Origin of the sequence: Sphingopyxis terrae subsp. terrae NBRC 15098 (genome assembly GCF_001598815.1) — a bacterium.
Lineage (GTDB): Bacteria > Pseudomonadota > Alphaproteobacteria > Sphingomonadales > Sphingomonadaceae > Sphingopyxis > Sphingopyxis terrae.
Genome location: NZ_BCZQ01000017.1, coordinates 95,308 through 119,186, shown reverse-complemented (window position 1 = coordinate 119,186; position 23,879 = coordinate 95,308). Strand labels below are relative to the sequence as shown.

Below are 23,879 nucleotides of genomic sequence, written 5' to 3'. Positions count from 1 at the left end.
CGCGAGACCCGGGAGCCGCTCGATGCTGGACGGCTCCCGGATACACCAGTCAGTCCTGGACGAGACCGGGCGTCGGCATACGGCCGCCGGCTTCGACATACAGGCCCCAGTCGCCGGCGGTGTCACCGGAGACCGAGCCGAGTTCGACGAGCGTGTCGTTATCGCGTTCCATGTTGCTTCCCTTCTCAGACACAAGGAAACGACCGGGGGCCGGCCTCGGGCCGGTCCCCGGAGCGCTGGTCAGTCCTGGCTGAGTCCGAGCGGCTTGAACTTGCCGTTCGTTTCGATGCCGACGTCTTCGCTGCCCGCGGTGTCGCCGGTAACGCTGCCGAGTTCGATCAACTCATTGAGTTCGCGGTCCATGATCGCTTCCTTCCATGATTGCCGCGGAATTGCGGCCCTCTCGAAGCTAGGGAGGCCGCGCCGTATAGGAATTTAATACGACTCATATTCTCCGAATATTATCCAGCGGCTCGGACCGGCGCCGGATTTCGGCCGCGACGCGGCCGGCATATGACGCGCGGCGGCGATGGAAGCGCGTGATTTTACTGCGTAAAGCGCTCCATCGACCGAACCGGTAATCGTCCGCCATCGCCGTGAGCGCGTCGCCCACAGACCCATCGACACGAACCTCCAATGTGCGGATTGTCATGCTTCGCTCGACACAATTGATGATGGTAGCGCGAAGTTCGCCGTTGCTGCTGCCGATTGCGATGGTCCGGAAGAGGCCATTGAGCCCCTCAGGATAGGCCTGGTGATTCGCGAGCGAGATCAGTCCGCCTGGCAAATCGGGCCTCGGCGTCCTCCCCTTCAACGCCAGCGAGAGAAGGGCGCCGGTCCACCAATAGAGTTCGACCAAATCCGCCTCATTAAGAAGGGGCTGCCGAAACCCCTCCTGATGCCAGCTCTCGATGATCCGCTCGCCCGACAGGCGATACAGGGCATCGCGAACGGGGGTAGCGCTGGCCGCCAGCGACTTTGCGAGCTGCGCCGCCTCGAGGCGCGTACCGGGCGGATAGGTGCCCGACAGGATACGCGCCTTGAGGTCCAGATAGACCCGCTCCATCGTGGTGCCCGGGCTCATGCCGCGAGCGTCCCGTCTCCGCCCGCCGATCTTTGGTCGCCGATATAGTCGGCAAGAAGCGCCTGCTGGTCGGGCCGGAGCGCATCAACGGCTGCGATCGGGTCGGGGGGATAGCCGCGGAACAGGATCGAGGGACACTGGCCCTCGAAGTTGCCGAGGTTTGGGCGATGCTGTACATAGCCGGTCAAGGCCGCCAGCTCCGGCGGAAAGTCCTTCGCGACGTCGGGTGGATAGGCGAGCCACTGGTTCTCATATGGTTTCAGCCAGCCAAGGCAGTAGCTGATGATGATCCCGCGCCGCACCGACGCGCTGCAATTGCCGCCGGCTCCGTGGAGCGTCGAACCCAGGAAGACGATGGCATCGCCCGGCATGGTCTCGGCAATGATCGGCTCCTCCGCCGGTTCCTCGATGAGCGCCTCGAGCCCATGGCTTTTCGGCCAGATGATCGTGGCGCCATTCTCGGTGGTGAAGGGCGTCAGCGGCCACATCACATTCACGAGATATTCGACCTCACCGAGTGTGCCCTGCCACATATCTTGATCGCGGTGCGGGAATTGCGGAAGCGCTCCCGGATGCAGCTCAATCGCTTGGGCGAGATTGAGCTGGATGCGCTCACACCAGTCGCCGAGCGCGGCCTCGGCGAGGGCGAGGATCGCCGGGTTCATGACCAATGCGCCAACATGCGGCGAGCGGATGAGCAGGCGGCCGAAGCGCTTGGTGCGTGTCCCATAGAAGCCGCCCTCGCAAAAGGGCGTCGCGGCGTATCGCGGATCGAGGTCGCGATCGATCGCCGCGATCAGCTCGGCGGGAACGGCTTCGCGAACGATCGCGTAGCCGTTTTCCTTGAGCGCCCGCATCGAAGCAGAGGGCGGCTGGTGGCTATCGACTGGAGCGATATCGGTAATCATGGTCCCGCTCCTTTCACGCTGCATTGGCCGCGACCGGCGTCGCAGCGCTGCCCGAAACAATCCCCGCCGACTTGAGCCTTGCGGGGGTGTCGGCGTCGATCTCGATCCGCAGCGAGGTCAGCGCGCGGCCGTCGTAAATGCCGGCTTCGCCGAGCGCCTTGCAGTCCCAGCCAAAGGTCCGGATCTGAGCGAACCAGTCGAGCTCTGCGACGCCGGTGTAGGAGCGGATGCCGTTGGCGAGCGCATAGTCTACCAGCCCGACAAGAAGCGTGTCGCGCGCGGTGCGGCGCTGGCGCGCACCGATCCCCGGCGACAGGCAGAAGCGCGTGATCTCGAAGATGTCGGGGCCGGACGGCGGGATGCCGTCGACGAGGCCGGGGAAGAGACCATCGAGAAGAGCCGGGCGCGTGGTGGGAAGGAGGCGCGCCGAGGCGAGATGCCCGCCCTCCTGATCGCCGACGATCAGATAGGTCGCATGGGGATCGTCGAAATGATCGATCTCGAACCGGTCGGCGAGCACCGGCAGGTCCCATTTCAGAAGATCGATGAAGACGCGCTTACGCGCCTCGAACATCGCGCGGAGCAATTGATGCTCGTGCGCGCGGTTGGAATGGTCGATTACCGAAAGCATGGATGTGTCTCCTTTTCGAAAGAGACCATCCAATTGAACGGCTTTTTGCCACTCCACCATAGCACGATCGGGGGGTGTCGGCGAAAAAAGTTCAGCGCTTGGCGATATCCTCGTAGCTGAGGTCGCCGGCATAAAGCGCGCGCACCGTCAGCGTGATCCCACCATTCGCGTCGTAACGCTGCCGCGCGTTGCGAAGATGCTCGCGAACCGTGTCGGGACTGAGATCGAGGATGCGTCCAACCTTCGGGGCACTGTTGCCTTTGGCGGACAAGATCAGACATTCGCGCTGGCGGTCCGTCAGCCGCGGCCCGACCTGCGCGAGTTCGGGATTGGCGAGCAGCCGCGCGGCTTCGAAGGCTGGCCCACCGATCATTCGGGCAAAGAGGAGCGCCATATCATTCGCGGCGATCCCCGGCGTCCAGGCGAAGGACACCGAACCATGCGCCTCGCCAGGAATATGCGCCGGTATGGTAAGCCCGTCTCCTATTCCGTGCCGCTGCGCCTCACTGAGAACCAGTTCGTCCTCGGGGCGTTCGCCCGAAAGCGGCTTCATGTTGCGCCAGAAGAAACCCTCGAGACTGCGGTGACTGGCGCGATGCACCGGATCGGTAAGCCCTAGGCCGCGCTCGTCAAACCAGCGGGCCCAATCCTCGGGATAGTTGTGGACGCGAACACCCCTGTCGGGAGCCGCGAGGAAATCGACATGGTGGCTCAGCGCGAACCAGGAACAGCCCATGCGCGCGCAGGCCTCCGCCAGCAGATCGGCCAGACCCGCCGCATCCTTCACCCGCGTGACGTCGAGCGCAAAAGCATGCGCAGCGTCCATCGTCGGCATTGCGACCCATGGCAGCGGACGGCAGTCGTCGCCAAGTCGGCCGACCGTCCCTGCTCCTCGTCATGGCCTGCGAGCGGTGCCCTCTCAATGGGCCGTCCCGCCGGCGACGGGTGATCGCCGCTGGTCATAGCGATCTACAATGATGTAAATTTGCGGATGTTACGAATATATTTCAATTATATTCGGGAGATAGAACCAGATTGGGGCCATTTTGCCGAAAGCGTCCGAATGCCCGACGGCTGTCATCGGCCCCGCTTGCGAAAATCCCAGACCGGAAGGCCGATCTTCGCAGCCTTGTCGGCGAGATTGTCCTGGATGCCGGTGCCGGGGAAGATGATGACCCCGACCGGCAGTGCTTCGAGCATCCGGTCGTTGCGCTTGAACGGCGCGGACTTGCCATGCCGGCTCCAGTCGGGACGGAAGGCCACCTGCGTCACCTTGCGGGTTTCGGCCCAGCAGGCGGCGATGCGTTCGGCCCCCGTCGGCGTTGCCCCATGGAGCAGGATCATATCGGGATGGCGGTCGCGTGCGCGATCGAGAGCATCCCAGATCGCCCTATGATCGTCGACATCAGCGCCGCCGGTGAACAGGATGCGCGTGCCCTCGGGAAGAAGTGCAGCCGCTTTCTGGCGCAACCGCGCGTCGAGAAAGTCACGGCTGTCGATCATCGCCGCGGTCATCGACCGGTGATGCGCGCGCGATCCGGTGCGCGGTGACCAGGCCTTGCGGCAGTGGGTCCGAAATTGTTCGGCGGCGCTTTCGCGGAAGAATTCCATCGCATCGCGCCGTTCGATCAGGCTGATCCCCTGCTGCACGAGGCGTTCGAGCTCGACCGACCGGATCTCGCTCCCGTCCTGTTCGCGCTGGGCTCGGCGTTGCGCCTGTTCATTGTCGTCGAGGCTGCGTTCGACCCGCTCCCCCGCGCGGTGGAAGAGGTTGACGACGTTCCAGAGGAGCTCTTCGAGATCGGGCTCGATCCGCGTATCGTCGAGACAGCCGACAAGGGCATCGAATATGTCGGCGACAGCGCCGGCCGCCAGGCGGGCATCGGGCAGCGGGCGCGGGTCGGGTTCGTCTTCGAAGGGGCGATGTCCGAAGAGTTGCATCTCCTGAAGGAGGAGATGGGTGGCGCCGGCTTCGGCAGGATCGTCGGCGGGTTCGGTGGGGCTCAACATGATCGTCTCCAGTCGGGTTTTGCCGCGCTCGCGCGGCCTTCGCGGCGACCCCTCGCGGCGCGCCGTACCGAACTGCACCGCGGCCCCGGCCGCGGCCGAAGCCGAAGGCGGAGGATGGCGGGCGAAGGCTATTTTGTTTCGCGATGCAAAGGGGCGCCGCGCGCCCCGGCGGAAAATAGCCGCCCGCCCGCCATTGCGGGCCCGGTACGGTTCGCCGCAGTCGCCCTCTTGCGAAGGCCGGAGCGCGGCCACCCCGTGGTGCTGCATCAGCACCGGTCCATCCCTCGCCCGCCCTCCTTCCGGCCGATGCTGAGGCGTCAGAGCAGGAGTGAACGATCCGCAGTCCGGAGCTGGGATCGAAGCGAGCCGATCATTCGCTGTCGGCCGAGTGTCATGAGATCGGCATTGAAGTCGCCGCGATCCGCTTCGAGCGCGATGACCTCGATGCCGAGCGGCCGGGCTCGGTCGCAAAGCGTCCCGAAGGCGGCCGCACCCGCCGGGTCGTCGTCACGCGCGACATACAGTCGCTGCAGTCCGCGCGGGAAGGTCAACGCTCCCAGATGGGCCGCCGAAAGGGCGGCGATCATCGGCAGGGCTGGTGTGATCTGACGCAAAGACAGGATGGTTTCGATGCCTTCGCCCGCCGCCATGACCGCAGCCGACGTGCCGAACCGAACGCCATGACCGAGCAATTGGCCCATGGCGCGCCGCGGATAGGCAACCGGCGCCTTGTCGCAGGCGGCCGAGTCGAGCCAGGTGCGATGGACTCCGGTGACATTGCCCGCCTCGTCAGTGATCGCCGCGATCAGGGCGGGCCATGCCCGGCGGACATCGGGGGCGTCGTCCTCGGATGGATGATAGAAGCAATGGGGATGGAAACGAAGCCATTCGGCATCGCGAAGGTCGCCGATCGCGCGGGCAGACAGATAGGCGCGGGCAAGGGTGCCGCTGAGCGGCTTCGATCCGGCCCATAGCCTGCGGGCGGCCTCGGGGGTGCCGCGCGGTGCTTTACGCGGAGCCGGATTTCGGTCGCCGGGCATGACGGCAGGCAGGCTCAGAAAGCGGCGCGCCTCGTCGAGCGTGTCGCGGAAGGATGTATGGCCGCAGCTCGCGGCGATGACATCGAGAAGATCGCCATGATCGCCGCTGGCGGCATCGGTCCATTTGCCAGCGGACCGAAGACCGTCGGCGGTGCCAGAAAGGCGAACGTAAAGGCTGCGGCCCGGCGAATTACGGACGTCACCGACCATCCAATAATGTCCCTCGCGGCGTCCATGGGAGAGATATCGGCGGCAAACCGCCTCGGCATCGTCGGCGAGGCGTCGCGCGACCTCGGCTGCAGGACTCGACATGGGGGCCTCCTTCACAAGACAGGCTGCGCGCGATCCCGCCCGGTGGAGCGGGTCAGGAAGGCATGCGGCGGTCTGGCAGCCCCTGCCGGACACCTCCGATGTTCGCGCGGAGCGTCCTGATTTCAAGGGCCAGCGAAAAAATGGGGAGCCCGGCACAGCGCCGAACTCCCCGAATGATAGTCGGTGGCGTTATTCGGCGGCAATCGCTTCGATGTCGTCGTCGCCCAGCTCGTCATGGCCCGCTTCGATTGCAGGGCCATCGTCATTGGCCGCAGCCAGCTCCCCATCACCGTCGGGCTCGTCGATGACGGGCGTGCGCAGCGGATGTGCAAGCCAGCCGGTGCCTTTGAGCAGGTCCTCGGCGGCGCTCGCCATCTCGGGCTTCTTCAGTCCCGCAATCCGCGCCGCCGCTTCGGCCCCGCAAGCCTCTTCGACGGCATCGAGGATCCCCGGCTTGGTCACCCGTCCGAGGTAATTGGCCGTGGTAGCAACCCAGCCCGCCTGGACCATGTCGAGGCCCGACGCCCGCGCGAGGATGTGCGAATGGTCGATCCGGCTCGCCACCGCGCGGGCCGACACCCGGCCTTCATTATAGCGGGTCGCCGGCTCCCACACCGCATTGACGCCGAAGGAGACGCAGTGCGCGAACAGTGCTGCCTGGTCATCAGCGTCGAGACCGGCAAGCACGTCCCACAGATCGGCGGTCGCATCGGGCAGCCGCTCGGACCAGCCTTCGTGCCGTTCGCGAATGGCCCGCGCGGACGGCGTATCGTTGAGCCCCGCATCATAGCCGACCATCGAATGATTGCGCAGCGCGATGCCGACGCAACTCGCCGAGGAGGCATAGGTGTAGAAGCATTCGAGAACGATGGCGTGGAGCATCGCCGCAAACGCCACCAGCGGGCTTGCGGCCAGCGCGTCGCGCAGCGCAAGGGTGCGGTGCGCGGTGAGGTCGGTCACGAGCTTGTCCGGAAGCGGGCGGACGAGATCATCCGGATCTTCGCCCTCGCCGGTGCCGCCTTCTTCCGGAGATGTCGCGCCGACCGCATCTTCCTGCATTTCGTCGCCGATCACGCCGCCGGCCGCTTCCTCGCCGCCCGCAGCTTCCTCGTCAACGGGCTCTTGCGGCTCGTCCTCGGGACGAACGAAGCCGCGTTCGATATGCAGCGACCCGTCGACATCGATGCTCACGAAGGTGCCGGCGATCGCCACTTCCTCCGGGTCGTAGATCAGCGGCTTCGAGACGAGCGGCGCGATCTCCTCGTCGATCGCATCGATCCGGGCACTGATTTCATCGGGGATGTCCTCGGCGCCCGCCCATTCGTCTTCGAGCCGGTCGGCTTCCTCGCGCAGCGCTTCGATCCGCGCCTCATCGTCGGCGCTCGTCTCGGCCGCCACGCCATCGAGCGGGCGGTGGCCGAAGGTGTGGCCATAGGGGAAGTCGACCGCCGTCTCGATCCACTTCCAGCCTTCCGCCGCGACACGCGCAACCTCGGCTTCGAACTTCTCGGCCTGCAGCCGGTCGAGCAGCGCGACGTCCTCGAGCCAGCCGCCGTCATCGCTTTCGAAGAGATCGCGAAGAATATGTCCGCCTGCCTCGCGATAGGCGTCGAGGGTGACGAACTGGACGCGCTTGTCCGATGCCCGAACCTTGTCCTCGGTCAGCCGCGCGCGGATATACCAGGGCTGCTGGGTGTGGCTCGAGGCGAGCATATCCCAGACCTGTTCCTGCCGCGCGTGATCGCTCGACACCGAAAAGGACATCAGCTGTTCGAGCGTCATGCCGTCATCGGCGTAGATGTCGTGGAGCTTGGGCGAGACCTCGGCGAGCTTGAGGCGCTGTTTCACGACCGCGGGCGTGACCATGAAGGTCGCCGCGATCGTTTCGATGTCGGTGCCCTGTTCGACGAGCTTCTGCATCGACCGGAACTGGTCGAGCGGATGCAGCGGTTCGCGATGGACATTTTCGGCGAGCGAATCCTCTTCGGCCGACACGGCATCATCCTCGCGGACGATGCAGGGCACGGGCTCGGTCTTCGCCAGGCGCCGCTGTTTCACCAGCATCTGGAGCGCGCGGAAGCGGCGACCGCCGGCCGGGACTTCGAAGCGACCGGTTTCCTGGCCCGCCTCGTCGCGCTGGGCGCGAACAGTCAGGCTCTGGAGGAGGCCGCGCCGCGCGATGTCCGCGGCAAGGCTGTCGATCGACACCCCGGCCTTCACGCGCCGCACATTGGCCTGGCTCAGCACGAGCGCGCTGAAGGGAATTTCCCGCGCGCCGCTGAGGGTGATTTTTGCCTGTTTCGTCATGATGCTTCTCCATGACAGGCCGCCGCGAGACTCTCTCCCGGCTCTCAGCCCGTCATGGCTCCGGCGCAGCCCTCTCCCTCTGAAGGGAAAGGACCACGCCGCCGGCGAACGCGAGATTTGCTCAGTGGACCGAGGCCAGAAGCTTGGCACCCTTGGCTTCCAGCTCGAGCCGTCCATCCTGATGCGGACGCTCGCGGGCCAGCGCGGTGATCCCCTGCACGAAGTCGAAGATCGATGCGGGCGGGTGCCCCTCTTCCTGCAGCACGCTGCGGATGATCCGCTCGCTCTCGCCCTTCGAGAAGCCGCGTTTGCGCAGGAAGGTCTGCCGATCGTCATCGTCGCGCGCGACGATCGCGGCCCGAGCGGCCTTGATGCCGTTCATAAAGGAGACCGGCGAGGAAGAGGCGAAGCGTTCGAGCGCGGGCGCCGCTTCCTGCGCGAAGCGACCGGCCGCGAACTTGCTGTGCCGGATGCTGATCTCTTCGAAGCCCTCGGCGCCCCAGATGTTCCGGTTCATGCAGACGGCGCGAAGATAGAAGGTCGCCATGCCGAGGGCTTTCGACCCGACCTCGCTGTTCCAGCAGTAGAAGCCGCGGAAGAAGAGGTCGGGATCGCCGTTGGGCAGACGACCGGCCTCGATCGGATTGGCGTCGTCGACAAGGAAGAGGAAGACGTCGCGGTCGCTGGCGTAGAGCGTCGTCGTATCTTTCATGACCTCGACGAAGGGATTGTGGCGCATCGTCGACCAGTCGAGGAGCCCCGGCACCTTCCACCGCGTGTCGCCAGTGCCATTGCCCGCGATCTTCATGACCGCGGCGACAAGCTCATGATCCCAGATGCGGCCATAATCGGGGCCGGTCACGGCACGCAGCTCGGTGCGCCCGTCGCCGGTCTCGAGCGTCTTCACCAATTCCCCGCGATGCGCGAGCAGACCGTGCTGCATGTTGATGCCCGCCAATGCGGCGGGAAGCTGGCGCAGATAGGCCGACGGCGCCCCGACGAGACTGCACATTTGCCCGAAAGACCAGTGCGTGGGTGCAACCGGCGCTTCGCGGTCGGGAAGGAGCAGGCTCAGTCGCTCGGGTTCGTCGGGCGCGGCGATGACGCGAATGGCGCGGGTTTCGACAGTCCGCGCAGTCGCGGTCTCGGCCCGCGCGCGCACTGCATCATAAAGGTCGGAGAGCGACAGGTAGCGCTCGTCGTCGGGCCGGGAGAACCATTCGGACGAGACGCGGCCGATGCGCCGGCCTCGCGAGATATCGACCTTGTAGCCCGGGGACGAATCGCGGGCGAGGGTGCTGGGTAGAAGTGTCATGGCGTGTCTCCGCGACGGGTCCGGAAGACTCTCTCCCGGTTTCAACCCGTCACCTGGCCCCTCTCTCCTCTCCCTCTGCGGCCGCCGAAGGGGGCCGCGCTTCGCGGCGGGACATCGCACCACCGACGCAGGTGCCGGCCGAGACCGCTTGCTGCTATCGCAATCGGGTGCGCGCCAGGTCCGGCTGGATGGGCCTGCTTCGGCGGTTATCCGTCGGTCAGATCGTAGAGGCTGCGATCATCCTGTGGGTGCGGCTCGAACTTCGGCAATAAAGTCGAGAAGAGCGGGCGCGATGAACCGACCGAAATCGCGGCTTGTTTTCACGTTCGATGACAGCGAAGCCGCCGCCAATCGGCCACGGGGAATGATGCTCGCAAGCTCTTCGGCCAGCGACTGCGGGTGTCTCGCGTCGTCACCCGCGAACAAGATGACCGGAACGGAAATGACGGCAAGCTCTTCGGGATCTTTAAAGGATCGGTCGCGACCGATCGCCGCAGCCGCGGCAATGCTCTCCGCATCGGAACGCGGGATCGCCTCGCAAACCATCGCGCCGATGATCGGAGATAGATGCGGCAAGAGGGGCTCCCATCCGGCCAGAATGCCGTCACGCTGTACTCGCAAGGCGAACGCCTCCATCATCCGGATTTCAGCCTCCTTTGCCTTATCGTCCTCGATATCCTCGATCCCGATCGCGATGACAGCCAGAACATAGGTCGGAAGATCCACCGCGAAGCGGAGTGCTATCGTCGATCCAAGTCCGGCGCCTCCGATGATGGCGCGCGAGAAACCAAGGGCGTCAAGCAACGCGACTGCATCGGATACATATTGGGCCCAAGTGTGGCGCGCCGTGTCGCGACATCGCGATCGGCCATAGCCGCGCACATCGGGAAGTATTACCGCATATTCGTCCGGGATTGTCTCGATCAGGGGCAGGAACATTGCGTGATCGGGTCCGCCACCGTGGCATAGCAGGATCGGCGTTGGATTCTCGATCCCTGGAGCCGCCGCCGACACCCAGGCAGACAACTCACATCGATCATCGCCCAGAAACCGGATCTCGGCCAGAGCCGCTTGCCTCGACATGATCGCCTCTCCTTCATTCTCGGGCCTAGGCGGTGTCTGCAGCTTCGCCGTCGCGAAGAAAGCGAGCGACGATGCAGCCATCATCGCTTATTCCGTCGCGGCGGGCATCGTCTAGAATGCCCTCCAGTTCCAGCCTCCCGATCGGGTCGTCGTCATTTTCCAGGAGACCGCGGGCCGATCGTTCGACTTCGGCGACGTCGAGCGGCGAAAGGATAAGGCGGCAAAAATAGTCGATCGAAAATTCTTCGGCTGCAAACATAGAGATTAGTTCGATCGCCGTGGGGCAGGCGTTGTGCACATATCCGCTCTTGCGGTCGCGCCTCTTCAGCCAGTTGTCATAGCGTCGTGCGACGCGCTGGGAAGCAAGGGTGTCGTCGAACCAGCAATCCAGGATGAGCACGGCGCAGCGCGCGACGCGCGACGCCTCGCGCAATGCTCTCGGCAAATTCTCCGTATGATGTGCGACATAATCGAGCGTCACGACGTCGAAACTGCGGTCTTCGAATGGCAGCGCTTCGGCACGACATGAAATGACGTCCAAACCCCGGGATCGCGCGCGGACGCAAGCTTGGGTTTCCGGCTCGATCCCGACAGTGCGGGCGATGCCCGCTTCGCGCGCTGCGACGAGAAGATCGCCCGTGCCGCATCCGACGTCGAGTAAGGTTGCCGGCTTGAGAGCGACAATTTCGTCGAGCAATTGGCGCTTATATTCCCCATGGGGACGGGCGGCGGACGAACGCTTCGTGGACTGGATCATCATGGGTAGGCGCATAAGGTCTCCGTCGATTGCGAAGACGATGCTGAGCGTTGGAGACTATGTCCGATAGATGATATCAGGACATAATGAATTCACTATCCGACAAGAATGCTCCTTCGGTCTCGATCGAGGTGGAACGAGCCACATTCCATGCACGAAGCATCGGGGAGTGGCACCGGCACCCAGTAGTCCAACTGATATACCCGAGCAGGGGGGTCATGATATTGCACACCCGTGAGGGACAATGGGTCGTTCCGCCCCAGCAGGGCGTTTGGCTGCCCGCGGACCATGAGCATCGCGTCGAGACCTCGGGCGGTTTCGAGATGTACAGCATATATTGTTTCGGCAGCATTCTACGGAGGCTGCCGAAAGAAGCCGGGCTAACTTCCGTGAGCCCCTTGATGCGCGAGATCATTTTTGCGGCCGCAGGCACGGGCGCAGGGGCGCGTCAGCGGCATCTGGCCTTCCTCTTCGCCGACGAGATGGCGTTGAAAATATCGCCTGCCCTGACGATCCCGTCGGTCACAGCGCCCCGTATCGCGCAAATCGCCGCGGCACTCGATCGCAATCCCGGCGACCGGAGGAGCCTCGAAGCCTGGTCGGAGCAACTCCATATCTCGAGCCGAAGCCTTGCGCGGCTGTTCCAACGCGATACCGGAACAGGCTTTACCGCGTTTCGGAACCAGATTCGGCTCAAGGCCGCGCTCTTGCGGCTGGCGCAGGGCGAGGCGGTCACATCGATCGCGCTCGAACTCGGTTTTGGGACGGCGAGTAACTTTATCCGCTCGTTTCGCGAACTGACCGGTGTAACGCCGGCACGCTACTTTCCCGATCGCAAGCGGAATCGAGACAATTAGTCTCCCGCTCTCACCGAGAGTGGCTTGGCGCGCAAGTTTTTGCGCAATCGGCGCGTGACATTCTGTTTTACCTAGCTGGGAGTCGGCGAAGTTGTATAGACGACTTATGAACCCTTCGCTCACTCGAAAATCCCCCGCTTCAGAATCTCGGCCCCGCGAGGCAACCCGGCCGCCCGAAGAGACGGGAGGCGAGGTGATGCCCCGGTACGTCGCCATCAAGCAAAGCATTTGCGATGCAGTGCGGGACGGCCGCCTCAACCCAGGAGACCGGGTGCCGTCGGAAGCGGAGCTGGTTCAGCAGTTCGACGTTTCGCGGATGACCGCGAACCGCGCTCTACGCGAGTTGCAGGCGGCGGGCGTCGTCGTGCGGCGCGCCGGCAGCGGATCGTTCATCGCAGAGCCAAAGCCGATCGGCCAGATGATTGAAATCCGCAACATCGCCGAGGAAATCCGGGAGCGCGGTCATGCGTACCGCGCCCGCGTGATCCAGAACCGCGAAGAGCGCGCCAATGTAGAGACGGCGCCGCTGCTCGAGGTGTCCGTGGGCACGAAATTGTTCCATTCGATCATCGTCCATCACGAAGCCGAATTTCCGATACAGATAGAAGAGAGGTTCGTTCTCGCGTCGATCGCCCCCGACTATGGCACGCTCGACTTCACGCGGATGACACCAAATGAATATCTGACGCGCATTGCACCGCTCGAACGGGTCGAGCATCGCGTTTGCTCGACGATGCCCGACGAGCGGATGCGCGGCATGCTGGGATTGTCCGACGGCGAACCGGTGCTCCAGATGACGCGCCGGACTTGGAGCCGCTCGCGCCTTGTGTCGCATGCCTGGCTGACACACCCCGGAACACGCTTCGAGCTGTCAGCCGCCTTTTCGATCGACGATTGAGGCCGGTCAGCCGGTGCGGGTGACCACGACCGGCTTGCGGCGCCGGCGCAGCCAACGGAAGTCGGCGCGGCTGAAGCTCTTGAACAGCAGATAGAAGCCGGTTCCCGACAGCCATAGTACACCGAAGGCGACGAAGATGATCAGCGGGTGGTTGAAGCTCGACCGGTTGATATAGTCCATATTGTGGAGCATCCAGAAGAAGTCCCATGTGCGCCAGGTATCGCCGCGCATGACGAGGAAGCGCGCGGTGTCGAGCGAGACATAGGCGCTGCTGTTCTCGTCGTCCGCGAAATCGACGCGCCACATCGCCCCCTCATGATCGCGCGATTCGAGGTTCGGCTTGGCGATTACGCTCACCTCTCGGATCGGCGCCTCGTTCATCATGGAGGCGACTTCGCGCGCCATGGCCTCGTCGACCCGGATGTGCTCGCCGCTTGTCGCGTCGACGAGACGGACGCCTTTTGCGGAGCGCACTTCATAGACCGGCCGGGTTCCGAGATCGCGAAGGATCACGCCCGTGACAGGTTCGCCGCGCGGCAGGGCCGCCACGTCGAAATATTCCCCCGGTGGCAGTGGATGCGCATGCGACATCCCGCCGCCGTGCCCGCCGACCTTATCCTTGTCGAGCAGCGCCATCACCGATCCGCTGAGCGCCCAGAGCAGGAACTGGAGACCCAGGTTCAGCCCGACCCATTTGTGGATGCGCCGGAAGAAGAGCGGCGTCAGTCGGATGCGTTTCATGCCTGCTTCCTCTTGCGGCGTTTGAAGGACCAGATCAGCAACCACGCCCCGCTGATCGCCATCGCGAAGACGCTCCAGGTCGCGACGCGGAGCAACGGGTTGTTGACGTCGGTCCGCTCATCATAGTCCATGATGTGGAGCATCCACGCGAAGTCGAACACGCGCCACAATGCGTGGCGGCGCGAGATAAGCTCACCGGTCGTCGGCGACAGATAGAGCGTCGGGCGGTTCCAGCCCTCGAACTCGACCTGCCAATAGGGCGGCTTGCGCGACTGCATTTCCTGTGGCGCTTCGGTCAACAGCCGCACCGACACGATCTTGCCGTCGCCGGTGTAGATGCGCCGCGCCTGCTCGCGGACCTGGGACTCGGTAAGCGCAGGCAGCGGCGCACCCGAGCGGGCATCGAACAGCCGCGCCCCTTCGGGAGTTTCAGCGCGCCAGACGGGGCGATCGAAGAACCGCTGCAAGCGAACCTCGGACGCACCGGGCGCGGCCGCAACGATCCGCGACGGCGGCGCGAGGCCCGCGAGGTCGAAGGGCTGAACCATCGGCGCGCGCACGAGATGGTCGCCATGGATGGTGTCGATATGCACGACCACCATGTAGAAGCCGGTCAGCGTCCAGAGCAGCGCCTGGACGCCGACCACCAAGGCCAGCCATTTATGCGTTCGCCGGACGAGCAGCGGCCAACGGATCGCCATATCGATTACCCTCAGAACGCGGTGCGGAAGCCGACGTAGAAACGCCGTCCGAGCAGGTCATAGGTCATCGTGTCGGTGTTCGCATCGGTGAAGCTCTGGATATAGGGCGCCTTGCGATCGAAAAGATTGTCGACGCCGACCTGGAAGCGCGTCTTCTCGTCAATCTCGAAGGCGACCTGGAGATTGTGGTAGAAGACGTTCGGCGTGCTGTAGCCGATTTCGCCGGGCGCCGCATTGAAGTCGGTCGCCTTGCCAATCCACTGGGTCGACCAGGTGGCGCTGACGCCGTCCTTCTCGGCGGTCAGCACGCCATAGCCGCGCCACTTCGGATAGCCGCCATTGCCGCCGCCGATGAAGCCGTCGAAATCGATCGGCGCGCCGCCGGGGAAGGGCAGGACGACATATTTGTTGAGATAGGTGACGTTGACGTCGAGCGAGACGTTCACGCTCCCGATGTTGTTGTTGTAAACGAGGCCCAGATCGAGCCCGTTCATCTCCTCACGACCGGTGTTGATCGGCTGCGCCGACAGGAAGGTGACCTCGCCGGTCAGAGGGCTGCGCGTGAAATCTTCGCAGAAGGGGTGCGAGAGATTCTGGCTCGCATAGCAGATGCTGAGCTTGGTCGACCCGGGAATGGCGCGGATGGCATCCTTGATCTTGATGTCGAACCAGTCCGCAGTGAGCGACAGGCCGGGGACCAGACCCTTCGGCGAGATCACCGTGCCGACCGTCCAGGTCGTCGAGCTTTCGGGCTTCAGATTCTCGTTGCCGCCGACCGTGGTCAGGATCGTCGTGCCAAGCTGGACATAGTTGGCGGGAACCCCCGACGCTTGGCAATTGGCGATCAGCGTCGCATTGCCGCTGGTCGCGTAACGCGAGCAGGGGTCGGTGGTCGTCAGATTGCCCTCGGAGACGCCGCCGAACAGTTCGGGGACATTCGGAATGCGAAAGCCCGTGCCGTATGTGCCGCGCAGGCGGAAGCTGTCATTGATGACCCAGTCGACGCTCCCCTTGTAGTTCCAGTCGCTGCCAAACAAATCATAGTTCGAGTAGCGAACCGCGCCGTCCAGAGTAAGCGACTGGAAGAAGGGTGTGTCGGCCAGAACGGGCACCGACAGTTCGAGATAGGCTTCCTTCGCGGTGCTCGTTCCGGAGATCGGATCCTGCTGGTTGGTGTTGGCAATACCGAGCACGGTCAACGGATCGGGATCGCGCCAGCCCTTTTCCTTGCGGTAGACGACACCCGCCGCGAAGGAGACGGGGCCGGCGGGCAGCTTGAAGAGATCGCCGTTGATATCGGCCGTGACCGTCGCAAGCTCGTTACCGCCGCGATCGCGCGAGGTGAACAGGATATAGTCGAGAACCTGCGGGGTCAGGTCGCCGAAGCCGAGATAGTCGGCGCAGGGTATCGAAGCGCCGGCCGCGAGGCTGCACTTGGTCGTATCGAGGGAATTCGCCACACGCTCGAGGTTGGCGATGTTGGTCGAACCATCGACCGCGGTGTTACGGCCGAACGCGCCGGCGACTTCCCAGCCCCAGTTGTTCGACAGTTTGCCGCGGAGGCCGAAAGTCCCCTGCCACGTGTCGGTTTCCTGGAAGAACTGCCGCGGCCCCGGTTCGGCGAGGCGGCGCTGGATGAGGACGATATTCTGCCCCGTCGGATTGGTGGGATTGCTCGCCGCGATCGAGAGGTTGCGAAGCGTTCCGGGCGTCGCGATCTGGTTCGACTTGCGGAAGGTGTATAGGAATTCGCCGAACGCCTCGATATTGTCGGTGAGGTCATAATCGGCGAAAAAGGCGGTGCTGACGCGCTCGACCGGGCTCACCGCGTTGAGGAACGGGTTCGAGTTGAAATTGTGCTTCGCCGCGCTGTAGGGCTCGAAGAAATTGCCGTTGCCGCCCAGCACCTGATTGAAGTTGATCTGCTGTCCGTTCGGCAGCACCGCGCGGCCGCCTATCGTCGACGCACTGTTGACGCAGCTCAGCGCGCCGGGCGTGGTTTCCGCCAGCGAGCAGGGCGCGCGGCTCGCCATGTTGACCGCCTTCGTCTTCTGATAGGTGACCGCCGCCATGAATCCGCCCCGGTCGTTGCGGATGCCCCAGAGAAGATCGGCGGTAAAATCGGATCCGTCGCCCTTTTCGGTGATCCCCTGGCGGACGCTGAGACCCAGCCCCTCGTAATCGGTGCGGGTCACGAGGTTGACGACGCCCGCCATCGCATCGGCGCCATAGATCGCCGACGCGCCATCCTTCAGCACATCGGTGCGCGCGAGCGCGGCGACCGGGATCATGTTGAGGTCAGGCGACGAGTTGGCGCCGGTGCCGCCCGCGACGAGGCGGCGGCCGTTGAGCAGCACGAGCGTGCGCTTGATGCCGAGGCCGCGGAGGTTGACCTGCGCGGTGCCATAGCCGTTGTTCGCCCAATAGGCCGAGGTCTGGTTGCCCGCGAAGCCCGCATTGGCGGGGAGGCGCTGGAGCACGGTTTCAATGTTTACGACGCCGGTATTCTCGATCTGCTCCGCCGAGACCACCGTTGCCGGACCGACGCCGGCCAGATCCTGGCGGCGGATACGCGATCCCGTGACGACGATATCAGAAGCGTTGGGGGCGTCCTCGGCGGCTGGCGCCTGTGCCGGAGCGTCGCTTTGCGCAAGGGCCGGCGTTGCGAAGGTAGCGACCATTGCGGCGCTGGCGAGCAAAATTGTCCTGGTCATCATAGCGAAACCCCCTGATGGTTGGCTGATTCCCCTCAGAGAGCATCAAATGTATATACAGGTCAATAGGGATTTATTGAATCATATCAATTGGTTATGAAGTAAATTCCGGGCGCACGATACTTGCTAGATACGCACCCCAAAGCTCTACCCCTCATCAATTTTGAAATTTTTTCCGGCCTGAGCCTTTTCGCGCAAGGAGCCGGCGGGCCCCTCCCTCGGCTTGCTCATGAAATGACATGATTAAGTGGGTCGGCACAGCTTGGGGGCGCGACCGACTTGAGCCGCTCAATGCGAAAGTATCTGTTCGAGAAAGGTCCGTGCGCGCTCGCTTTTCGGCGCGGCGAAAAAATCTGCCGGCCTTGCGTCTTCGATGATCTGGCCCTGATCCATGAAAAGCATGCGATCGGCCGCCTCGCGCGCGAATCCCATTTCGTGCGTCACGCACACCATCGTCCGTCCTTCGCCGGCAAGGGACGTCATCACATCGAGTACCTCCTTGATCATCTCGGGATCGAGCGCCGATGTCGGCTCGTCGAAGAGAAGAATCCGGGGTTCCATCGCCAAAGCGCGAGCTATCGCGGCCCGCTGTTGCTGCCCTCCCGAAAGCTGCCCCGGATATTTGCCCGCCTGGTCGCCAATCCTCACTTTGTCCAAATAGGATATGGCGCGCGCTTCCGCCTCCGGAAGAGACAAGCCGCCGAGCAGGACGGGCGCGAGGGTGCAATTCTCCAGCACCGTCTTGTGCGGGAACAGATTGAACTGTTGAAAGACCATGCCGACGGCGCGGAGCGCCGCAACTGACTCCCGCGACGCCTCGGTTATCCTGGTTCCCTCGATCAGGACGGCGCCGGAGTCGGGCACCTCGAGCCTGTTCATGCAGCGAATGAGCGTCGACTTGCCGGAGCCCGAAGGCCCGCAAATCACGATCCGCTCGCGCGGGGCGATTTCGAGGTCGATCGAGCGGAGCGCATGATAGGCGCCATAATATTTGTCGACCTGCCGCAAGCTGACGGCCGCGTGGCCCGAACCGTCGGTCATGACGCCTGCCCCCGGCCGCGTAGCGCTCGTACCCGCGCGAAGGCTGCGGCGAGGTCGGCGATCAGATCCTGCGGCGCTTCGAGTCCGGCGTGAATGCGGATCAGCGCCCCATCTGCCTCGCCATTCGGAAAATCGCGGATCGGAGCGGGCCACGCCGGAACCGCGAGACTTTCGAAGCCGCCCCAGCTCGAACCCAGCTGGAATAACGAGAATTCGTTGAAAAAGGCGCTAGTTTCGGGCGGGGTAAGACCGTCGAGCTGAACACCGAACAATCCGGACGCACCGGTGAAATCCCGCTTCCAGATCGCATGGCCGGGGTCGGCGGGATGAGCCGGATAGCGGACCGCAACCACTTCGGGTTGCTGGGCGAACCATTCGATCAGCGTCGTTGCGGTGCGCTGGTGGCGTTCAAGGCGCGCATCGAGCGTCCTGATGCCCCGGTGGACCAGATAGCAATTGTCGGGACTCGCGCAGTTGCCCCAGCGCGCCGCCGCGTCCTTGAGCTGGCGGTAGACGGCATCACTGGCGGCCGTCATCGTGCCGAGCAGACAGTCGGAGTGCCCCGAGAGATATTTGGTTGCCGAAGCAAGCGAGATGTCGACCCCGTGGGCCAAGGGCTTGAAGAAAAGCGGCGTCGCCCAGGTGTTGTCGAGAGCGGTCAATATGCCCCGGCTGCGTGCAACGGCCGTGATCGCGGGGACGTCGATCATATCGAATGTCTGCGAGCCCGGGGTCTCCATATAGATGAGCCGGGTGTTGCTGCGGCACAGCCCGGCAATCTCCGCTCCGATATCGGGCCGGAAATATTCCACCTCGACCCCGAAACGCGCGAGAACGTCGGTCAGAAACTTGCGGGTCGGCCCATAGACGCAATCCGCAACGAGCAGATGATCGCCCCCGGCCACGAAAGCCGTGAGGGCCAGCGCGATCGCGCTGGTTCCGGACGAGGTGATGACGGTGTTGCAGCCGCCTTCAAGTTCGCTGACAGCCTCGGCGAGCGCAAAGGTCGTTCGCGTTCCGTACAGGCCATAGATGACCTCATCGTAGAGACCCTGGTGCCGGTCCATATAGGCCTCGACGCTGTCGTAGATAATGGTCGAGGCTCGATCGACGGGCGGATTGATGAGGCCCCGCTGATCGCGCGGGCGGGGACCGCCGTGCACGGCACGCGTCGGATCCTGCCAAGCGTGCCCTTTCGGGCTCGCCGGCTCCTCGAGCCATTTTCCGTCATGATTATCCTGCATAGTCTAGTTTCCGTTCGATCTTCATGCTGAGCCGGGACAGGGAGAAACAGAGGAGGAAGAAGATTGTCCCGGTGAAAAGATAGGCTTCGGCGAAATAGGGTCGCCATTGCGCCTCGACGTAGGAGAGGCGGGTCGTCTGCAACAAATCGAAGACGCCGACGATGAGGACGAGCGTCGTGTTCTTCACCTCGCTAATCGAAGTGTTGACCAGTCCGGGTACGCTGACTTTCAGCGCCTGCGGCAACAGGATATGGCGCCGCGCCTGCCATTTGGTGAGGCCGAGAGCGTGCGCGGCCTCGGCCTGCCCGACGGGAACCGCCAGCAGGCCGCCCCGGATGACCTCGGCCATATAGGCGGCAGTGAAGAATATGAGCGCGAGCTGGACGCGCGGCAGGCTGTCGATCGAGAGATAAGAGGGCACGAACAGCGGAAACAGGACCGCAGCGAGGAAGAGCACCCCGATCAGCGGCGTTCCGCGAACCAGCTCGATGAAGACGACGCTCGGCCAGCGAATGCCGCGCCGCGTCGACCTGCGGCCGAACGCGAGGAGTATGGCCAGCGGAAACGCGCCGACAACCGCGAGGCTCGCGAGCAGCAATGTGACCGGCAGGCCGCTCCACTTCTCCATCGGGACATAGGAAAGGCCCGCGAATCCTCCTCGTAGCAGAAGTACCGCCACCGCGATCGCGCCGAGCCAGGCCAGGCCGAGGCGGCTACGCCAAAATCGCGGGACGAAGGAGAACGCGAGGCAGGAAAGCAGCGCCGCCGCCGCCGCTGCGGACCGCCACTGCTCGGCTTCGGGATAGGTTCCGAACAATATAAGCCGCGCATTTTCGCGGAGGAATGGCCAGCAGGCACCGCTGGCCAAACGGCAATCGGCCGCGCCCCCGGCGAATGTCGCCTCAAACAGCAGCCACGAGAGTCCCTTGCCGACGAAAGCCGCGGTCATGGCGAGGATCGCGATGGTCAGTATCGACTGGCGTCCTCCTCTGAACAGATTGCGCCGCATCCACGACGGCCAGGCCGCCGCCGAGCGTAGCGGAAAGGGTTCGAGGGGCGCCGACTGGATGCTGCGGCCGGGCTGCCCGGCAACGGTCCAGCCCAACCGGCGGGCATAGCGGCCGGTAACGAACGCCAAGGACAGCGAGAGCAGGAGAAACGTCGCGACGATCAGACCGACGCCTTCGATCGCCTGACCTGTCTGGCTGATGACGGTATCGACCACCGAGACAAATTCGGGATATCCGATCGCGACGCCCAGGGAGCTGTTCTTGATCGTGTTGAGATGCCAGCTCGTCATCGGCGGTATGGCAATGCGCAGCGCTTGCGGGATCACGATCCGTCCCATCGTTTGCGCGGGCGACAGGCCGAGCGCTTTGGCGGCCTCGCTCTGCCCTGCTGGAACGGCGAGGATCGCGCCGCGGAATATCTCGGCCAGATAGGCCGAGGCATAGACCGAAAGGCTGGTGACCAGAGTCAGAAACTCCGTTGAGAAGGACAGTCCGCCGACGGTTCCGAAGCGCCCCGCCCGCGGCAGATCGATCCCGCCCCACAGCAAGAGCGGCACCAGGGAGATGCCGGCGAAGGCCAGCGCAGTGCGCGTGCGAACGGCTCCTCGCCGCACGGCACCCAGCAGGATCGCACAGGCGACGATCGCGATGAGCAAGACCGGCCGTCCCGGATCGACCAAGGAGAGCGCGGGGAGGTGCAATCCCCGATTATCGAGGTCGAACGGTCCGACGGCGCCCGGGCCGGGTCCGGGCAGACCGAACAGCAGCGCGGCGTACCAGACGAACATCTGGAGCAGCAGGGGAATATTGCGAACCAGCTCGATATAAAGGCCGGAGAGCCTCGCAAGCAGCCAGTTGGACGACAGGCGCGCCATGCAGACCGCGAGGCCGAGCAAGGTCGAGAAGATGATGCCGAGCGCCGATATCAGGAGCGTGTTGAGAAGACCCACCGCCAGCGCCGCGGCATAGGAATCGCCAGGCGCGTAAGCAATCAGCGTTTCGCCAATCGCGAAGCCCGCCCGGTCGAACAGGAAACCGAACCCCGTCCGGATGTTTCGGTCCGCTAGATTGTCCGCCAATGTCGCAAACAGGCCGTAGGCGACCACAAGCCCGCCCGCGATCAGCAGCCAGGGCAACGCAGCGATGGCAAGCCGCCTGTGTTTATGGTTCATCGCATCGGCAACGGGTAGATCAGCCCGCCGTCCCGATAGAGCTTATTCTGTCCGCGTTCGACGCCGAGCGGCGTAATGTGCCGGTCGAAGATTTCGCCATAATTGCCGGTCGCCTCGATTGCCCGGTACGCCCAGTCATCGTCGAGGCCGAGCGACTTGCCGAATCCGGGCAAGCCGCCGAGCATCTTGCGCACTTCAGGGTCGCGCGAGGCCATACGCATGCGCGCGGCATTCGCGCGGGTGACCCCCATTTCCTCGGCAGCGAAGAGCGCGTTCAGCACCCATTTGTTGATCTCATACCATTGCTCGTCGTCGCTGCGCACGACTGGGCCGACCGGCTCCTTGGTGAGCCGCTCGGGCAGCACCACATAATCGTCGGGATGTGCGGTGTCGGCCAGGCGGATCACCGTCAGCGTGAAGGCATCGGTGGTCATTGCGTCGCACCGCCCGGCAAAGAAGGCGAGCTTGGCTTCCTCGGGATTCTCGAACACGACCGACAGGAAACGCAGCCCCTTGCGCTCGAAATATTCGGCGGTGTTGAGTTCGGAGGTCGTCCCCTTGGTGATGCAGATCGATGCGCCATCGAGATCCGTCGGAAGCCGCACGCCCGATCGCCGGGGCACCAGGAAGCTCTGCCCGTCATAATACATGGTGCCGACGAAATTCACCCCGAGGTCGGTGTCGCGCGTCAGCGTCCATGTGGTCGTCCGCGACAGGACGTCGGCCTCGCCCGTCTGCACGATCGTGAAGCGCTTGTTCGAGGCGACCGGCATGAACCGGACCTTGCGGGCATCGCCGAGGACCGCAGCGGCGAGCGCCCGGCAGTAATCGACGAAGAAGCCCTGCCAGCGTCCGCGCTTGTCGAGATAGGACATGCCGAGCTGCCCCGTATGAATTGCGCAATTGAGCGTTCCGCGCGCGCGAATCCGCGCAAGCGTCGACCCCTTCGCCGCGGCGATTTCATGCCCACCGGTGCCGGCGGGCTCGCGGCCGCAGCCGCCGAGTAACAGGGCGCCTGCGGCGAGCAGCGCCGGTAACCAGCGGCGCGATGCGTGCGACCTATTCATAAACGAGGCTTTCAATGCTAGCGCCATAAGAAATAGCTATAGGGAGCGATGTCCGATGAACCTGCGTCACCTCGAAGCCTTCAGGGCCGTGATGCTCTCGGGATCGGTCACCCAGGCCGCGCAGTCGCTCAACCTGTCGCAACCCGCGGTGAGCAAGATGCTTGCCGAGCTCGAGCATCAGCTGGGCTTTCAGCTCTTCCTGCGTTCGCGCGGCAGCGCGCTCACCGTGACGCCCGAAGCCGACGCCTTTTTCTACGAAGTCGAGCGGAGCTTCTCGGGCATAGCGGCCCTGAAGCGGGTAGCGGAAGACATCCGCAACATGGCGACCGGCACGCTCCGGATCGCCGCCCTCCCGGCGCTCGCGGTCAGTTTCCTGCCGCGCGTGATCGCGGCCTTTCGCGAGACGCATCCCGGCGTCACCGTTCAGCTCCAGACCCGCAGTTCCTCGACGGTGCGGCAATGGATGGCGAACCAGCAGTTCGACATCGGGCTCGCGACGCCGGCGCGCGAATTGCCCGGCATAAGGATGGAGCGCTTCCTGCGCTGCCCCGGCGCCTGCGTTCTCCCTGCCGGTCACCGGCTGGCCGTCAAGGACGTCATTCGGCCGGCCGATCTCGAGGGCGAGCCCTTCATTTCGCTCGCGCTCGAGGACGGCGTGCGTCACCGCATCGATCGCATTTTCGAGGACGCGGGCGTCCACCGCGAGATGGTCATCGAAACCCAATATGCGATGACCATCTGCGCGCTTGTCATGCAGGGGGTCGGATGTTCGATCCTCAACCCCGTGACCGCAGCGGATTATGCCGAGCGGGGCCTTACGGTCCGTGATTTCGCGCCGGAGGTCCATTTCGAATATATGCTCTTCACGCCGAAGTTGAGGCCGATGTCCCAAGTCGCTGCGGCCTTTATCGCGGTGCTCGAATCCCACCGCGACGCGATGTTCGGCTCCGACGCCAGCTGAAGACACAAGACGCCGCACGGCCCTCA

Annotated in this window: 22 protein-coding genes; 3 read left to right on the top strand and 19 right to left on the bottom strand. The window is 64.1% G+C overall.

From position 1 onward, the window contains the following. Nucleotides 1–49: 49 nt before the first annotated feature. From STE01S_RS20805 to STE01S_RS11095, 12 genes are all read right to left on the bottom strand, one after another. Nucleotides 50–172: a hypothetical protein gene (locus STE01S_RS20805; RefSeq protein WP_255265931.1), complete on the bottom strand. Its 123-nt coding sequence runs from the start codon at nt 170–172 to the stop codon at nt 50–52. 68 nt (nt 173–240) lie between these two features. Further along, nucleotides 241–363 (bottom strand): hypothetical protein, encoded by a 123-nt coding sequence (locus tag STE01S_RS20800; protein WP_255265930.1) that lies wholly within the window; start codon nt 361–363, stop codon nt 241–243. A gap of 82 nt (nt 364–445) precedes the next feature. Then, nucleotides 446–1,066, bottom strand: a complete 621-nt coding sequence (locus STE01S_RS11140; RefSeq protein ID WP_162928258.1) for a GntR family transcriptional regulator — start codon at nt 1,064–1,066, stop codon at nt 446–448. A gap of 14 nt (nt 1,067–1,080) precedes the next feature. Then, on the bottom strand, nt 1,081–1,992 hold the full coding sequence (locus STE01S_RS11135) for a phytanoyl-CoA dioxygenase family protein (protein ID WP_037553312.1): 912 nt from the start codon (nt 1,990–1,992) through the stop codon (nt 1,081–1,083). Nucleotides 1,993–2,005: 13 nt separating this feature from the next. Next, nucleotides 2,006–2,623: an acyl-homoserine-lactone synthase gene (locus STE01S_RS11130; protein ID WP_052181957.1), complete on the bottom strand. Its 618-nt coding sequence runs from the start codon at nt 2,621–2,623 to the stop codon at nt 2,006–2,008. 91 nt (nt 2,624–2,714) lie between these two features. Continuing rightward, the gene (locus STE01S_RS11125; RefSeq protein WP_052208764.1) at nt 2,715–3,458 is read right to left on the bottom strand and encodes a helix-turn-helix transcriptional regulator; all 744 of its coding nucleotides are present in this window, start codon (nt 3,456–3,458) and stop codon (nt 2,715–2,717) included. 242 nt (nt 3,459–3,700) lie between these two features. Next, nucleotides 3,701–4,633, bottom strand: a complete 933-nt coding sequence (locus STE01S_RS11120; protein ID WP_037553311.1) for a DUF2493 domain-containing protein — start codon at nt 4,631–4,633, stop codon at nt 3,701–3,703. Between the two features lie 317 nt (nt 4,634–4,950). After that, nucleotides 4,951–5,985 (bottom strand): DUF7146 domain-containing protein, encoded by a 1,035-nt coding sequence (locus tag STE01S_RS11115; RefSeq protein WP_037553310.1) that lies wholly within the window; start codon nt 5,983–5,985, stop codon nt 4,951–4,953. A gap of 189 nt (nt 5,986–6,174) precedes the next feature. Continuing rightward, nucleotides 6,175–8,292: a ParB/RepB/Spo0J family partition protein gene (locus STE01S_RS11110; protein WP_037553309.1), complete on the bottom strand. Its 2,118-nt coding sequence runs from the start codon at nt 8,290–8,292 to the stop codon at nt 6,175–6,177. Nucleotides 8,293–8,413: 121 nt separating this feature from the next. Continuing rightward, complete coding sequence (locus tag STE01S_RS11105; RefSeq protein WP_037553308.1) at nt 8,414–9,607, bottom strand: hypothetical protein; 1,194 nt, start codon at nt 9,605–9,607, stop codon at nt 8,414–8,416. A gap of 237 nt (nt 9,608–9,844) precedes the next feature. Continuing rightward, the gene (locus STE01S_RS11100; RefSeq protein WP_197411521.1) at nt 9,845–10,774 is read right to left on the bottom strand and encodes an alpha/beta fold hydrolase; all 930 of its coding nucleotides are present in this window, start codon (nt 10,772–10,774) and stop codon (nt 9,845–9,847) included. After that, nucleotides 10,716–11,450, bottom strand: a complete 735-nt coding sequence (locus STE01S_RS11095; RefSeq protein WP_052181955.1) for a class I SAM-dependent methyltransferase — start codon at nt 11,448–11,450, stop codon at nt 10,716–10,718. The genes STE01S_RS11100 and STE01S_RS11095 overlap by 59 nt, the downstream gene beginning before the upstream one ends. 83 nt (nt 11,451–11,533) lie before the next feature. Between STE01S_RS11095 and STE01S_RS19690 the strand changes: the two genes are divergently transcribed. Both STE01S_RS19690 and hutC read left to right on the top strand, forming a co-directional pair. Then, nucleotides 11,534–12,304 (top strand): AraC family transcriptional regulator, encoded by a 771-nt coding sequence (locus tag STE01S_RS19690; protein WP_081932949.1) that lies wholly within the window; start codon nt 11,534–11,536, stop codon nt 12,302–12,304. 196 nt (nt 12,305–12,500) lie between these two features. Next, on the top strand, nt 12,501–13,202 hold the full coding sequence (gene hutC / locus STE01S_RS11085) for a histidine utilization repressor (RefSeq protein WP_052181953.1): 702 nt from the start codon (nt 12,501–12,503) through the stop codon (nt 13,200–13,202). Nucleotides 13,203–13,208: 6 nt separating this feature from the next. Here the strand turns inward: hutC and STE01S_RS11080 are convergent, their stop codons facing one another. The 7 genes from STE01S_RS11080 to STE01S_RS11050 all read right to left on the bottom strand — a co-directional run bounded on the left by STE01S_RS11080 (nt 13,209) and on the right by STE01S_RS11050 (nt 22,892). Further along, complete coding sequence (locus tag STE01S_RS11080; protein ID WP_062767678.1) at nt 13,209–13,943, bottom strand: PepSY domain-containing protein; 735 nt, start codon at nt 13,941–13,943, stop codon at nt 13,209–13,211. Then, nucleotides 13,940–14,644 carry a PepSY domain-containing protein gene (locus STE01S_RS11075; RefSeq protein ID WP_011542692.1) on the bottom strand — a complete coding sequence of 235 codons (705 nt, stop codon included), beginning with the start codon at nt 14,642–14,644 and terminating at the stop codon, nt 13,940–13,942. Before STE01S_RS11075 ends, STE01S_RS11080 begins: the two co-directional genes overlap by 4 nt. Before the next feature lie 11 nt (nt 14,645–14,655). Next, nucleotides 14,656–17,361, bottom strand: a complete 2,706-nt coding sequence (locus tag STE01S_RS11070; protein ID WP_062767676.1) for a TonB-dependent receptor domain-containing protein — start codon at nt 17,359–17,361, stop codon at nt 14,656–14,658. A gap of 285 nt (nt 17,362–17,646) precedes the next feature. After that, the gene (locus tag STE01S_RS11065) at nt 17,647–18,399 is read right to left on the bottom strand and encodes an amino acid ABC transporter ATP-binding protein (protein WP_062767675.1); all 753 of its coding nucleotides are present in this window, start codon (nt 18,397–18,399) and stop codon (nt 17,647–17,649) included. Then, nucleotides 18,396–19,643 (bottom strand): cystathionine beta-lyase, encoded by a 1,248-nt coding sequence (gene metC, locus STE01S_RS11060; RefSeq protein WP_062767673.1) that lies wholly within the window; start codon nt 19,641–19,643, stop codon nt 18,396–18,398. Before metC ends, STE01S_RS11065 begins: the two co-directional genes overlap by 4 nt. After that, nucleotides 19,633–21,825, bottom strand: a complete 2,193-nt coding sequence (locus STE01S_RS11055) for an ABC transporter permease subunit (RefSeq protein WP_062767671.1) — start codon at nt 21,823–21,825, stop codon at nt 19,633–19,635. Before STE01S_RS11055 ends, metC begins: the two co-directional genes overlap by 11 nt. Further along, entirely contained in the window at nt 21,822–22,892 is a 1,071-nt protein-coding gene (locus STE01S_RS11050; protein ID WP_120694176.1) for an amino acid ABC transporter substrate-binding protein, read from the bottom strand. Before STE01S_RS11050 ends, STE01S_RS11055 begins: the two co-directional genes overlap by 4 nt. A gap of 55 nt (nt 22,893–22,947) precedes the next feature. On the opposite strand from STE01S_RS11050, the gene STE01S_RS11045 reads away from it, so the two are divergent. After that, a complete protein-coding gene (locus tag STE01S_RS11045; RefSeq protein ID WP_003046376.1) occupies nt 22,948–23,853 on the top strand; it encodes a LysR substrate-binding domain-containing protein in 906 nt (301 codons plus the stop codon). Nucleotides 23,854–23,879 lie beyond the last annotated feature (26 nt).

What these genes read in the sequence shown, in the direction of transcription:
- STE01S_RS11095 (WP_052181955.1), bottom strand. Translation starts at nt 11,450, where the DNA reads ATGATGATCCAGTCCACGAAGCGTTCGTCCGCCGCCCGTCCCCATGGG.
- STE01S_RS11130 (WP_052181957.1), bottom strand. Translation starts at nt 2,623, where the DNA reads ATGCTTTCGGTAATCGACCATTCCAACCGCGCGCACGAGCATCAATTG.
- STE01S_RS11065 (WP_062767675.1), bottom strand. Translation starts at nt 18,399, where the DNA reads ATGACCGACGGTTCGGGCCACGCGGCCGTCAGCTTGCGGCAGGTCGAC.
- STE01S_RS11050 (WP_120694176.1), bottom strand. Translation starts at nt 22,892, where the DNA reads ATGAATAGGTCGCACGCATCGCGCCGCTGGTTACCGGCGCTGCTCGCC.
- STE01S_RS11055 (WP_062767671.1), bottom strand. Translation starts at nt 21,825, where the DNA reads ATGAACCATAAACACAGGCGGCTTGCCATCGCTGCGTTGCCCTGGCTG.
- STE01S_RS20805 (WP_255265931.1), bottom strand. Translation starts at nt 172, where the DNA reads ATGGAACGCGATAACGACACGCTCGTCGAACTCGGCTCGGTCTCCGGT.
- STE01S_RS11105 (WP_037553308.1), bottom strand. Translation starts at nt 9,607, where the DNA reads ATGACACTTCTACCCAGCACCCTCGCCCGCGATTCGTCCCCGGGCTAC.
- STE01S_RS20800 (WP_255265930.1), bottom strand. Translation starts at nt 363, where the DNA reads ATGGACCGCGAACTCAATGAGTTGATCGAACTCGGCAGCGTTACCGGC.
- STE01S_RS11125 (WP_052208764.1), bottom strand. Translation starts at nt 3,458, where the DNA reads ATGCCGACGATGGACGCTGCGCATGCTTTTGCGCTCGACGTCACGCGG.
- STE01S_RS11140 (WP_162928258.1), bottom strand. Translation starts at nt 1,066, where the DNA reads ATGGAGCGGGTCTATCTGGACCTCAAGGCGCGTATCCTGTCGGGCACC.
- STE01S_RS19690 (WP_081932949.1), top strand. Translation starts at nt 11,534, where the DNA reads ATGAATTCACTATCCGACAAGAATGCTCCTTCGGTCTCGATCGAGGTG.
- hutC (WP_052181953.1), top strand. Translation starts at nt 12,501, where the DNA reads ATGCCCCGGTACGTCGCCATCAAGCAAAGCATTTGCGATGCAGTGCGG.
- STE01S_RS11080 (WP_062767678.1), bottom strand. Translation starts at nt 13,943, where the DNA reads ATGAAACGCATCCGACTGACGCCGCTCTTCTTCCGGCGCATCCACAAA.
- STE01S_RS11100 (WP_197411521.1), bottom strand. Translation starts at nt 10,774, where the DNA reads ATGATGGCTGCATCGTCGCTCGCTTTCTTCGCGACGGCGAAGCTGCAG.
- metC (WP_062767673.1), bottom strand. Translation starts at nt 19,643, where the DNA reads ATGCAGGATAATCATGACGGAAAATGGCTCGAGGAGCCGGCGAGCCCG.
- STE01S_RS11135 (WP_037553312.1), bottom strand. Translation starts at nt 1,992, where the DNA reads ATGATTACCGATATCGCTCCAGTCGATAGCCACCAGCCGCCCTCTGCT.
- STE01S_RS11075 (WP_011542692.1), bottom strand. Translation starts at nt 14,644, where the DNA reads ATGGCGATCCGTTGGCCGCTGCTCGTCCGGCGAACGCATAAATGGCTG.
- STE01S_RS11115 (WP_037553310.1), bottom strand. Translation starts at nt 5,985, where the DNA reads ATGTCGAGTCCTGCAGCCGAGGTCGCGCGACGCCTCGCCGACGATGCC.
- STE01S_RS11045 (WP_003046376.1), top strand. Translation starts at nt 22,948, where the DNA reads ATGAACCTGCGTCACCTCGAAGCCTTCAGGGCCGTGATGCTCTCGGGA.
- STE01S_RS11120 (WP_037553311.1), bottom strand. Translation starts at nt 4,633, where the DNA reads ATGTTGAGCCCCACCGAACCCGCCGACGATCCTGCCGAAGCCGGCGCC.
- STE01S_RS11110 (WP_037553309.1), bottom strand. Translation starts at nt 8,292, where the DNA reads ATGACGAAACAGGCAAAAATCACCCTCAGCGGCGCGCGGGAAATTCCC.
- STE01S_RS11070 (WP_062767676.1), bottom strand. Translation starts at nt 17,361, where the DNA reads ATGATGACCAGGACAATTTTGCTCGCCAGCGCCGCAATGGTCGCTACC.